At 61.5% G+C, this 13,791-nt stretch carries 2 protein-coding genes; both read left to right on the top strand.

All coding sequences use genetic code 11. The features are described 5' to 3' along the window. Window positions 1-242 precede the first annotated feature (242 nt). Window positions 243-12,965 carry a DUF5801 repeats-in-toxin domain-containing protein gene (locus C5L10_RS22320; RefSeq protein ID WP_105431449.1) on the top strand — a complete coding sequence of 4,241 codons (12,723 nt, stop codon included), beginning with the start codon at window positions 243-245 and terminating at the stop codon, window positions 12,963-12,965. 432 nt (window positions 12,966-13,397) lie between these two features. Then, window positions 13,398-13,791: TolC family protein (locus C5L10_RS22315; RefSeq protein ID WP_172717118.1), on the top strand; the 394-nt coding region annotated here is incomplete at its 3' end.

Here is a 13,791-nt window from a genome sequence, read left to right as displayed (position 1 = left end):
ATTCGGTCAAGGCGTATCCCTTGTCGTAACAACCGTCCCAGATAACTCTTTGGAAACCATGTTTTGCGGCCGATCGGGGCAAGATGTGTGGCTTTAATACGTCTTCCGCCGCCCCAGTTAACCTTCTGTCAATAATTCCCTTCCCGACACATAACCGGCTATATCGCGAAGGTTAAGGAAGTCTTGCTTTATATTTGGTGGCGGAGTTGATTGCGGCACAGTTTTTATTGGGGGTTAGAGTCATGTCCGTTGAAGATCCGCGCCTGTCGAACATCTCGGAAGAAAATCTGACTGAGAATTTCTCGTCGGAAATCCAGGAAGAGATCGCAGCCTCTTCTACGCCTTCTCCGATCGAGCATGAGATCCAGGTGGCGCAGGCCGGTGATGGCCGCACCCCGACGACGGGCCGCGTCCCGACGGATCCGAACGTGCCGGCCGCTGCTCCAGCAGCTCCGGCGGCGGAAGTGACCCCGGACGTCAACAACATCGTTCATCTGGCGACGAGTGTGTCGATCGACGATATCCGGGTCGACGGCGCAAACCTGATCCTGGTGCAGGCGGACGGAACCGAGATCGTCATCGTCAACGGCGCGGCCAAGATCCCGACGATGCTGATCGGCGAGGTGGAGGTGCCCCAGCAGGTGCTCTTCGCCGCCCTGGAAGACAGCGGCATCAACGTCGCAGCCGGCCCGGACGGATCCTTCAGCGCCAGCGGACGCCCGGACAGTTCCGGTGCTGAATTCGACGACTCGATCCAGGCGAGCCAGAACGACCCCATTCAGCTGGCTTCGCTGCTCGGCGATACGGAATTTGGCGATGGCGGAGGGCTTGACGACCGGACGGCGGCGGACGATCAGCCGGACGCCTTCGACATGGGTTCGCCGTTCATCTTCTCCGAAGCGGTTCTTGCCGATGACGTCATCGGCAACGAGACGATCACGGGCACGCTCGGTTTCGACGGCGGTGACGATTTCGGCATTGTCTCCTCGGTGAATTACCAGAGCACTTCCGACATGGCGGAAGGGACCGGCAGCGGTGTTGCTGCGCCGCTCACGTCCGGCGGTCAGGCCGTTACGGTGTCGACCTCGGCTGACGGCCTGACGGTCACCGGCACGATCACCGTCGGCGAGACCACGGTCACCGTTTTCACGCTGACGGTCACCAATCCGACCACCGGCGCCTTCACCTACACGCAGTCCCAGCCTCTCGACCATCCGGATCTCGGTGAGGTCGGTGCCGATGACGCCCTGCGACTGAACTTTACGTTCACGGTCACAGACAAGGATGGCGATTCCGATACCGGTTCGTTCTCGATCGAGATCGGTGACGACGGGCCGGTACAGCGCGAGGCGGGCAGCGCCTCGCTGAACGAAGACGATGTTTCGACTTATCCTGCCACGGATGGCAGTGACGCTGCCAAAAAAACCGGCGATATCTCGCTCGGCATTTCCTGGGGTGCGGATGCCGATACACGCAATGGCGAAGGCGATACCTTCGGCCGCTCGGTCGGTTTTGCAAACGCTGCAGGCGCGGTTCCGACCAATGCCGGGGGCGTTTACACAGATGCCGCAGATGTCGGTCTCTCCGTCACTGGCGGGGCTCTGACCTCGGGTGGCAGCGAGCTTTATTACGTGATCACCGACCTTGGGAATGGTGGCCAGACGCTGACGGCTTATGTCGACGGCTCGGAACCGGCAGCGAAGGTATTCGAGATCTCGCTGGATCCGACCTCTGCAAATGGGTCTTACACGGTCGAGATCTTCCAGGAACTGGATCACAGCTCGGACTCGGATGCGTTGACGATCTCGTTCCAGTTCCAGGGTGTCGATGCCGACGGTGATGCCGCAGCGTCCGGCACGGCTTTGATCACCATCGCTGACGACGCGCCGGTGATCGGCGCGGCCGGCGAAGGCGGCGAAGGCAAGGTCGACGAAGGTGGCGGCAATACCGCCCAAGGTTCGCTTGGCATTTCCTGGGGAGCGGACGACGGCAATACGAGCGAGGACGGCGGCTACGACGGCACCCAGGACGCCGGAGACCGGTCCGTGGTCTTCACCCCGGGCGAGTTCTCTGACCTGCCGCCCGCAGACGGCGATGACATGCCTGCGCTGAAGGTCGGTAGCCCGGCACTTTCGACGGCTGCCGTTTCGGCATTCATGCAGGTATGGAGTGGCGAGACCGAGATCGCACTTGGGAACCTGACCTCAGGTGGCCAGCCGCTCGTCTACACGCTGTCGCCGGACGGCACGGTTCTGACGGCGGCCGACCAGGAGGGTGGACCGGTCTTCACCGTGACCCTCTCCGATACCGGCGCCGGCGGCTACACCTTCGACCTTCAGGGCGTTCTCGACCATCCCGGCCATGGCGAAACCGGCAGCGAGACCGACATCCTGACCTTCGAATTCACCTATACCGTGCGTGACGGCGACGGTGACGTCGCCGAGAGCACCTTCACGGTCGATGTCAAGGACGACGTTCCGGTCGCCAACGGCAATGCTGTCGAGGTCAGGTCGGACGAGGACGACATCTCCAATTTTCTTTCGTCGGGCACCCATCCAAACGACGGTGCCGCCGACGGTTCCACCTCGGACTTCTCGTGGATCGGTGTGGGCGATGCGGCGACTGTGTCGGGCTCGATCGCCTCGGTCGTTGCCTTCGGCGCTGACGGCGCAGCAGCCGGCGGCGGTTTCGGTTTTGTCACCGATGCAGCGGCCAAGATGCAGGCGCTGGCCCTGACCTCGAAGGGCGGCACGCTCTCCTATGCGATGGTCGGCGATGCCCTGGTGGCCTATGTGAATTTCGCCGGCGGTGCCGGCTTCGGTTTGGGCGACCGCCCGGTCTTCTCCCTGACCCTCGATCATACCACCGGCGCATTTACCTACCAGCAATACGACCAGCTCGACCACGTCGCCGGCAATGGCGAGAACACCGCCCTCAAGAGCGGATCGGGCTCGATCGCCGCCATCGACTTCGGCGCGGTGATCCAGGCGACCGACGGCGACGGCGACCATGTCGGCCTCGGCGGCAAGTTCTCGATCACCATCACCGACGATATTCCGGTTCCGTCGATCACCGCCACCGGGCGTTCAACCACGATCGATGAGACGGTCAATAATCAAAATCAATCAAACGATACCGGCAACCAGGCGGTAAAATCGCTGTTTGCGGCAGTTGCCAATGTTGGCCACGACGCCGACATGAACAACGCGCCGATTTTTGCACGTAACGGCGACGCTCTGGTCTCGACGTTCTTCTCGGCGCCCGGCGCCGACGAGACGACGACCAAGGTTCTATCGCTGGAGATCGCCGGCGCCGGGGTTGATTCCGGGCTGGCGACGACCGGCGACAAACCGATCTTCCTGTTCCAGGAGGGCGGGTTGATTGTCGGCCGCTTCGACTCAGACGGCAACGGGAGCCCGGACACTGCAGCGTTTGCGGTCGCCATCGACCAGACCGGTCACGTCAGCGTCGCGCAATATGTATCGCTGCGCCAGGGCGATACGACGACGTCCAACGAGACTGTCAATCTCGGCAGCAAGATCTCGGCGGCGGTCACCGCCACCGATTACGACGGCGACGTCGTGCGGGACACGGTCTCGATCGGCAGCCATATCCGCTTTGCCGACGACGGGCCGCTGGCATCCGGCGCGAAGGTATCGGCCACTGCCGACGAAGACGACATCTCCAACTTGCTTTCGTCCGGCACGCATCCGGATGACGGAACCGCCGACGGTTCCACTTCGACACCTTCGTTGCTCGGTCTGGGCAAGGCGGCGACCGTGTCCGGCTCGATCGCCTCGGTCGTCGCCTTCGGCGCTGACGGCGCGGCAGCCGGCGGCGGTTTCGGTTTTGTCGCCGATGCAGCGGCCAAGATGCAGGCGCTGGCCCTGACCTCAAAGGGCGGCACGCTCTCCTATGCGATGGTCGGCGATGCCCTGGTGGCCTATGTGAATTTCGCCGGCGGCGCCGGCTTCGATTTGTTCACCGACCGGCCGGTCTTCTCCCTGACCCTCGATCACGCTACCGGCGCATTTACCTACCAGCAATACGACCAGCTCGACCACGTCGCCGGCAATGGCGAGAACACCGCCCTCAAGAGCGGATCGGGTTCGATCGCCGCCATCGACTTCGGCGCGGTGATCCAGGCGACCGACGGCGACGGCGACCAAATCGGCCTCGACGGCAAGTTCTCGATCACCATCACCGACGACGTGCCGGAAATCGCGATCTTCACCGATGAGACGGTGACGATCGACGAAACGTCCGGCTTCCAGAACGACGACAGCGGCGCGGGCAGCATTGGCAGCCTGTTCGCCGGCGTTGGCAACCGTGGCGTGGACGCCGATCTCGGCGGGCCGATCTATGCCCGCGACGACGTAATCGATATCTCAGTCGAGAATGGTGCGGACGACAATGTCTCCACTGCACTGACCTTACGGATCGACGGTGGAAACGGCATCGATTCCGGCCTGATGACCACCAGCGGCGCACACATCTATCTGTACCTGGAGGGAGAAGTCGTGGTCGGCCGTGTTGGCGGCGCCAATGGTTTGGCGGCCTTCGCGATCGCCATCGACGGCGACGGCCGCGTCAGCGTGGCAGAATATCTGTCGCTGAAGCATCCGAGCAATGCCTCCTCGGATGAGGGCATCAATCTTTCCGGGAAGATTTCGGCCGTTCTGACCGCTACCGACTACGATGGTGACGTTGTCACCAAGTCGGTTTCGATCGGCGACAAGATCGCCTTCGAGGACGACGGCCCGAGTGTTGGCGGAAACAGTGCCGTATGGGTGGACGACGACAATGTCGTCGGTGCCCAGGGAAATAACGGCGGCACGGGAGACCACGCCCTGGCAAACACCACCGGCGAACTTTCCCACGATTTCGGCGCTGACGGAGGGTCGATCGCCTGGAAGACGACGGGTGCGCCCACCGGTTTCACCTATGTGCGTGACGGCGATGCCCTGCTGGTCAAGCAGGGTGCGACCACTGTCATGACGATCACGCTCGACACGGCGACCGGGGCTTATTCGGTTACCCAGAATGCGGCGATCGACCACCCAGCCGGAAACAACGAAAACGACGTGGCGTTCGACCTGACCTACACCGTGACCGACGGCGACGGCGATCGTGTCGATGGCACGTTGACGATCAATGCCGACGACGACACGCCGATCTCCAACGGTGTAATCGGCACCGGTGCAATTACCGAAAGCGCCGCAGGCGGTTCGATTGCAGGCGAGCTTTCCGCCCTGGTATCGCCGGGCGCCGATGGCATCGGTCGCTACTCGGTTGAAACCACCGGTCTGTCCTCCAGTCTGACTTCCCTGACTTCCGGCGGTGTCGCCCTTACCTATTCTGTGGTCGGCAACGCGCTTGTGGCGAAAGCCGGCGCGGTGACGATCTTCACCTTCACCGTTGATCCGGCCACCGGCCATTACGCCTTTGCGCAGACCGGTCCTCTCGACCACACCCAGACGGTGGTCATCGACGGCGCATCGATCCCGGCTGCCGCTCTCGGCGCTGTCGGCAGTCACGCCGCAGTGCCCGATGTCGGCGGCAACGATCTTGCCTTCGTGGGGCGCATGCCGGACGGCGACGCGATCATCCGCGTCAGCAATGACGGGAATAGCGCTGTCACATGGACACTGAATAATAACAACGGCGGCACAGATTATTCACTCGAAATCCCGGCCCACACCACCTGGTATGTGAATGTCGGCAATGTCACCAATCAAACGAAATTCGATCTTATCGGTGACGGCTCATCACAGAATACGACGGTCAACAACGGTCATCAGCCGATCGTCGTCATCGGCGGCGATAGCGCGCTGGCGCTTGACCTTTCCTCCGCGGTCACGGTGACTGACGGTGACGGTGACAGCGTGGCGCTCAACGGCCAGCTGATCGTGACGGTCACCGATAGCGTGCCGACGGCCGGCCCCAATGCCTCCGGAACGGTTGAGGAAGGCGGCACGGAAACCATCACCGCCGCCCTGACGGGCCTTGCCTGGGGTGCGGATGCGGGCAGCGCGCGCACGCTTTCCTTCACAGGAAGTGTCGCGACAACGGATCAAAACGGTGCTCCGGTGGCGGGGCTCAGCTCGAGCGGCCGACCGGTGACGATCGACGTCATCAATGGCGTGCTGACCGGGTTCGTCGGCTCTGCCAACCCGCCGGCGCCAGGCGATATCGTCTTTACGGCATCGCTCAATGTGGCCACCGGCGCCTACAGCTTCTCGCTGATTCAGCCGCTCGATCATACGGCGCCGAATGCGACGAGCCAGTATCTCGACCTGGCGCTCAGCTTCACCGCAACCGACGCGGACGGCGACGCCGCCACCTCGACGGTCACTGTTCGCGTCGATGCCGCCGGAACGATCGGCTCGATCAACTATTCCAATCTCTCCACCAGCGTCTTCGTCAACCTTGACGATGCCGCCCACATGATCGGCGGCCAGACGGTGGCTGCCGACACTGCCACCGACGGTGCCACCGTGATCGACAAGGTCATCGGTATCGACAGCGTCTCGGGCATCGTCGATGCCCTGGGTGGTGCCGCCAACGATGTGTTGATCGGTGGCGACGAAGCCAACAAACTCACCGGCAATGGCGGCAGTGACCATCTGGACGGCGGCCTCGGAGCCGATGTCCTCGACGGCGGTGCCGGCAACGACCACTTCGTCCTTGGCGCGGATGTGACCGGTTCCGGTACCCGCAACATTCAGCTGGGTGACGGCAGCCTCCTGGCGGTCAATATCGCCGGTCTTGCCGGCACGGCCGACAAGGTTATCGGTGGTGTCGGAAACGACACGATCGTCCTCGAGCGGAACGGCAAATCGGGTTTCGTGGCAGATTACAGCACGGCTCCGGATTATCTTTCCGGCATCGAAAAGATCGTCGGTACCGATGGCAACGACGTCATTCTACTGGCTGCAGGTTCCACGGCGGATGGCGGACCGATCACCATTGAAGGCGGTGCCGGCAACGACATCCTCGGCGGTTCGAATTCCGCCGATATCATCAATGGCGGCGACGGCAACGACCTGATCTCCGGGCTTGGCGGTAACGACATCCTCGAAGGCGGCGCCGGCAGCGACGAAGTCTGGGGCGGCGCCGGCAACGACCAGATCAACGGCGGCAGCGGCATTGATAACATCACCGGCGGTCTCGGCAACGACACGATCGATGGCGGGACTGGTGGCGACACCTTCAACTATGCCATCGGCGAAGGCGTAGACGCCATCGATGGCGGTGCGGACCCTGACGTTCTCCTCACGTCCGGAAACGCTACGGCGGAATCGGCAATTCTGACTGTCACCTCGACTGGCTTCACCCTGGATGTCGACGGTGATGGCATTGTCGACGTCAACGCCACCAACATCGAATCGGTGGTGCTCTATCAGGCCGAGGGTGCCGACAAGATCACGGTACGTGGCCAGGATGCAGCCGAGACGATCACGATCTCAGGCAACTCCAATCTCTTGCAGGTCTTCGGCAACGGCATACCCTCCATTTCCGGGATCAGCACGTCCGAACTGACCATCGAAGGCAAGGGCGGCAATGACGCCATCAATGCCAGCAGCCTCAACACCGTTGCGCTGCCGCCGGTCGCCCTCACCCTGGATGGCGGTGCCGGCAACGACACCATCACCGGCTCGGCCGGCGCAGACACGATCCTCGGCGGCGAAGGTAACGATACGGTCCTCTACAAGGTCGGCGCCGGCGCCGACACCATCAATGGCGGCTCGGAAACCGGGGCAAGCAACCCGGACTACGACGTGCTCAAGATCGCCGGTGATGCGGTTCAGCGCAGCTTCAACATCGCCAAGGCCACCAGCGGTACCGATATCGTCGCGGGCGTCAACGCCACCGACATCCTGGTCAGCTATACCGGTGCCAACGGTGCAACTGTCCGCGCCGATGAGATCGAGCGTATCGAAGTCACTCTGGGAAGCGCCGGCGACAGCATCTCTGTCGGCGACTTGAGCGGCACGGCAATCGCGCCGACGACAGTGGCGATCAACGGTGGCATCCGCAACGACACCATCGACCTGACCGGTCTGGTCGGCACCAAGGTCGAGATCAACGACGTCGACGACACCACGGGCGGCGACGTGGATACGGTGAAACTGGCCGGCAAGTGGGCTGATTACACCATCACGCGCGCACCCGATGGCACCTTCAGCTTCAGCCTTGGCGGCAACGTCGTGGCGACGGCGAAGAATATCGAGCAGTTCACCTTCATGGGTGAGAACGGCGGTCTCGGCGGCACCATCCCTGCTTTCGATCTCGTCAACGATGCGCCGATTGCCGCCGCTGACAGCGACACCGTAATCGAGGCCGGCGGCATCGCCAACGGCACGGCCGGCGACGCCTCGGCAACCGGCAATGTGCTGGCCAACGACAGCGACGCCGATATCTTCGACACCAAGATCGTTACCTCGGTCCAGTTCGACGGCGGCGCGGTGATGGCCGTTCCCAGCAACAATGGCGACGTCATGGTTGCCGGCACCTACGGCACGCTCACCATCCATGCGGACGGCAGCTATGCCTACGCGCTCGACAACAATGATGCCGACACCCAGGCCCTTGCCCAGAACGCCAACGTCAGCGAAGTCTTCACCTACGGCATGAAGGACGCTCACGGCCTGACTTCGACGGCCTCGCTGACGATCGCCATCACCGGCAGCGGCGATGCAACGGTTGTCGACCTGAACGGCGCTGCTGCCGGAAACGATACGGCGACCAATGCCACGGAACAGACGCCGCAGCAGTTCGCCTGGCAGGCAAGCCTTGCGGATGTCGACTCTTCGACGCTGCAGTCGTTGACGGTGACGCTTGCCAACAATCTCGACGGGGCAAGCGAGACGCTCTTCCTCAACGCGACGGCAACCGCCGCTGCCGCGGGCTTGAACGTGGGTTACAATTCAACCACTGGCGTGCTGTCGATCACCGGTGCGGCATCGATCGCCACCTATGAGACGATCCTCAAGAACATCGTCTACCAGAACAACAGCGACAACCCGGATACCTCTGTGGACCGCACCCTGACCGTCGTGGTCAATGATGGGGTTTCCGATAGCGCGCCGCAGATTGCGACCATTCATATGATCGCCATCAACGACGCGCCGGTATTGGCGGGAACGCTGACGGCGACGGTTGCCGAGGGCGGCAGCCATGTCCTCACGTTCGCCGAGCTCGGCTACACCGATCCCGACGATGTCGATGGCGGCGTGGTCTTCCAGGTCTCCAACGTACTGCACGGGGTCATCACCAATGGCGGAGCCCCGGCAACCTCGTTCACCGCGGCCGAACTCAAGGGCGGACTGATCAGCTACACCCACGACGGTTCGGAAGGCCCGGCCGCATCCTTCTCGGTCAAGGCAGAAGACGGCAACGAGGACAACTCGGCACCCGGCACCAGCACCTTCAACTTGACGGTGACGCCGGTCAACGATGCGCCGGTGGCCGTCGATGACGTCTACTTCGTCGACGAGGACACCACCCTCTCGGGCGCCAACGTGTTGACGAACGACACGGATGCCGAAGGCGATACCCTCATCAGGGTTGGCAACATAACGGTTGGGGGGCAACCTACTGCATCCGCATCGCTGGGGTCAGGTGGCGCGTTTACCTATCACGCGGGGGTAAACGAGAGCGGTTATTCGGTCATCGGCTACACCGTTTCCGACGGCAATCTCACGAGCCAGGCGACGATCACCGTCAATATCCGTCCGATCGCGGACGCCGCCACCATCTCCGGCTCCGGATCCGGCAGCGAAGACGCTGCGGCCGCCATCGGGCTCAACATCGCCCTCGGCGACACCGACGGTTCCGAAAAGGTCACGAAGATCGAACTGTCCGGCTTCCCGAACGGTGCGACCTTCAACCAAGGTTCGCTGGTGAACGGGGTCTGGGTCATCGAGGATGCCGCGGGGGTCAATACCAGCGACCTGACGATGACTGCTCCGCATGATTTCGCCGGTAACTTCAATCTGGGTGTTACGGCAACGGTTGTTGACAGTGCCACTCTCACCGATGGTCTGCACACGCATACCGGGTTTTCAAGCGGTTCGATCGGAGTCACCATCACGCCGGTGAACGACGGCCAGGCAACGGTCTCAATTTCCGACAGCACTCCGGCGACCCCGCCGACGGTCGGCGACGTTCTGCATGCCACGCTGGGTTCCGACCCGGACGGCGCGGCGAGCAACGTCGTCCACACGTGGCTGCGTGACGGCACTGCTTTCGGCGCAACCACGGCGGATTATACCCTTACAGCCGCCGATGTTGGGCACCAGATTTCGGTCCGCACCACCTATACCGATGGCCAGAACTTCAATGAAACGGTCACCAGTGGTGCAACGGCAACCGTCATCACCAACAACCATGCGCCGGTTGCCTTAAACGATACGCTGTCGTTCGATGGCGGCGCGACCCCGGCTCCAAGTGGCACGGGCTGGTCGCTCAACGCGGATAACGGCCACTATTACAAGGTCGTCAATTCGCAGGTAAGCTGGTCGACGGCCGTGAATAACGCGGAAAGTGCCGGTGGTTATCTGGCGACGGTTACCAGTGCCGGAGAGAACGCCTTTATTCAGTCGCTGATGGGAGCCAACAAATTTTACTGGCTTGGCGCGTCTGATGCGGGAACGGAAGGCGTTTGGAAATGGGTCACTGGCCCGGAAGCCGGCACGACCTTCTGGACGACTACGAATGTCGACGGCAATGGCGTTCAGGGCACCGCCTCGGGCTTCAACTCCTGGCCTCTCGCCGCCGTCCCTGGTTATGTTTATGAGCCCAACGACAATTGGGGCGTCGGTGAAGACTACCTTCTGGCCCGCAAGGACGGCTGGTGGAACGACGGCACGGGCTCGAGCAGCGGATCTGGTGGCTATGTGATCGAAGTCGGTGGCGCCATCGGCAATGGCGGCATAACCGAAGATGTAACCAAAACGTTCGCGGCCACGATGCTGACCGCCAATGATACGGACGTCGATGGCGACACGCTGACGGTGACTTCGGTCACCAACAGTGCCGCCGGTGCTACCGTCACCTTGAACGTTGACGGTACGATCAGCTACAACGCTTCCTCGTCCGCCACGCTGCAGGCGCTCCACGCCGGCGACGTCCGCACCGACACCTTCTCCTACACGATCAGCGATGGTCACGGGGGATCGTCGACGGCCACGGCGACGATCACCATCAACGGTGTCAACGACGCCGCGGTCATCACCGGCCCGATCACGGGCTCCGTCACCGAGGCCGTCACCGGCGGTGCCGCGGGCACGCCGACCGCTACGGGTGACCTGAACGCGACGGATGTCGACGGGACCGCCGACAGCTGGACGGCTGTGGCCACCACGGCGACATCCAACGGCTACGGTACCTATGCGATCGACTCGACCGGGCACTGGACCTATGTGCTCGACAACACCAATGCGACCGTCAGCGGCCTCAACAACAACCAGACCCTCACCGATACCTTCACGGTTTCGACGACGGATGGTACGTCGCAGCTGGTGACGGTGACGATCAATGGCAAAACCGATCCGTCGCTGCCGGCCTCGGCAAATGTCTACACCATCGGCACGAGTGGTGCGGGGAATACGCCGGGAAGTGCCTATATCCTCAACGGCACCGGCTCCTCCGCTGTCTTCGTGAAGTCTAACGATCCCGACATTACGGATGCCACTCACAGTCCTTCGATTACCATTCAGGCAGAAGGGCAGAACGGTCAGACGGATTTTTACAAGTTCACGGTCGGCCAAAATGGGACGATCGTCACCTTCGATATCGACCAGGCGGGCGCGGACACCTGGATACGCATCCGCAATTCGGCAAACAACACGACGATCGCGGAAAATGATCAGAGCCCCACAGTCGACAGCGGAAGTGCCTCGGACAATGATTCCTACCTGTCAGCAACGTTGAACGCGGGAACCTATTACCTTGAAGTTGGCAGGGCGAGATTCAGCCTGCAGTCCGGTTGGCAATTCTCGACCTTCAACAGCTCAACCGATTACGAGCTCCAGGTTTCCATCAAGGCGCCGGGTCAGGACCCCATCATCCTCGATCTCGACCGCAACGGCTTCGCCTTCACATCCCTCGAAGACGGCGTGAAGTTCGACATCAATGCCGACGGCAAGCTTGATCAGGTGGCCTGGACCAAGACCGATGGCATCCTTGCCTATGATGTCGACGGCAATGGCAAGATCGACAACGGTTCGGAAATCTTCACCCCGAACTTTGCCGGTGGCACCCATGCCGGCGGTGTGGCGGCGCTTTCGACCCTTGACGTCAACCATGACGGCAAGATCGATGCTTCCGATACCGGCTTCGACAAGCTGCTGGTCTGGCAGGATGCCAACGGCAACGGTGTCAGCGACGAGGGCGAGCTGAAGGGCCTGAACGACTACGGCATCACCGGTATTTCGCTCGATGCCGAGAGCGCGGAAGGTTATATCGACGGCCAGGCTCTGTTCGCAGAAGGTTCGTTCACCTACGCAGACGGTTCGACCGGCTCGTTCGTGGAGGTCGGGTTCGACACTCTGTTCAGCGATGCGCCCGACCACGTGCTGGTCGGAACGGATGGCGACGATATCCTCGCCGCCATGCCGGGCCTGACGCAGATGACCGGCGGTGCCGGCGCGGATACGTTCGTGCTCGATCCTTCGGCCCTGCACGAACTGGACATGGCCGACATCATCACCGACTACAAGTCGAACGAAGGTGATGCGGTCGATGTTTCGAAGCTTCTCGACACTCTGCTTGGTCATCAGGCAACCGGTGAAGAGGCTGCCGCGAACGTTCGCACCACGATTGCCGGCAACGACACGACCGTCAGCGTCCAGGTCGCGACCGACAGCTGGAAGGATGTCGCCGTGCTTCAGAACCACACGGAATCCGTCAAGATCCTCTTCGACGACGACAAGCACTCGGCCAACATCTCGCACGTATAAAGTGAAGGGTGTTGCAAGTCGGAAGCCAGAGAAAAGGCGCGCAAGCGCCTTTTCTTGTTTAAGTAATGTCTTGCTAAACAATTTGAACGGCAAGCGACTGTTCTAGATTTATACAATTGGCAGGCGTGGAGCGCGTGTATCCTCGCCCCGGGGAAAGCAGTTCTCCATGTGTCCCGGCGGCTACACAAGAGGTAAATGTATACGCCTGTGGAAACGGACGGGGTTATCTACTTTTGCGTCCAATCAGTGGGCTTTCTAAATTTTTTGTTAAAAAACAAATGGATGGATGGTTTCCATTTGGTAATTAACCCTAGAACGATGAATATCGGAAGCAGGCTTGGGCCGCTGAATTAGAAATGATAATACTTCCCAACGAAATCGCCGCAGTATATGAATGCCGAGATGGGATTTTAATCGGCGAGGGGCTTCCGATTGTTTAAGAGCACAAGAATTTTAGCGACGCTTTTGGCGACTGTAGCCTTGGGGGTTGTGTTTAGCGCACCTGCCAACGCGATGACGCTCGATGAGGCGGTAGCAAAGACTCTCAAGACCAACCCGCAAATCATGCAGGCGGTAGAAAACCGTGAAGCGGTCGAGTTCGAGCTGCGGCAGGCACGGGGTCTTTATCTTCCTTCGATAGATTTGCAGGCAGGCGCAAGCCGCCGTAGACTGTCAAACAGCAGTACTGGCACGCTGACACGCGATTACGAAAACTTCAAAGGCTCCGATGCGAGCCTGACGATTACTCAAACGTTGTTTGACGGCGGCAGCCGGCGCTCTCAGGTAGAGCAGCAGGCGTCGCGCGTTGATGGCGCTTCGTTCCGCG

Origin of the sequence: Neorhizobium sp. T6_25 (genome assembly GCF_002968555.1) — a bacterium.
Classification (GTDB): domain Bacteria; phylum Pseudomonadota; class Alphaproteobacteria; order Rhizobiales; family Rhizobiaceae; genus Neorhizobium.
The sequence above is the reverse complement of the archived record's forward strand: the minus strand, read 5'-3'. Positions and strand labels throughout refer to the sequence as shown.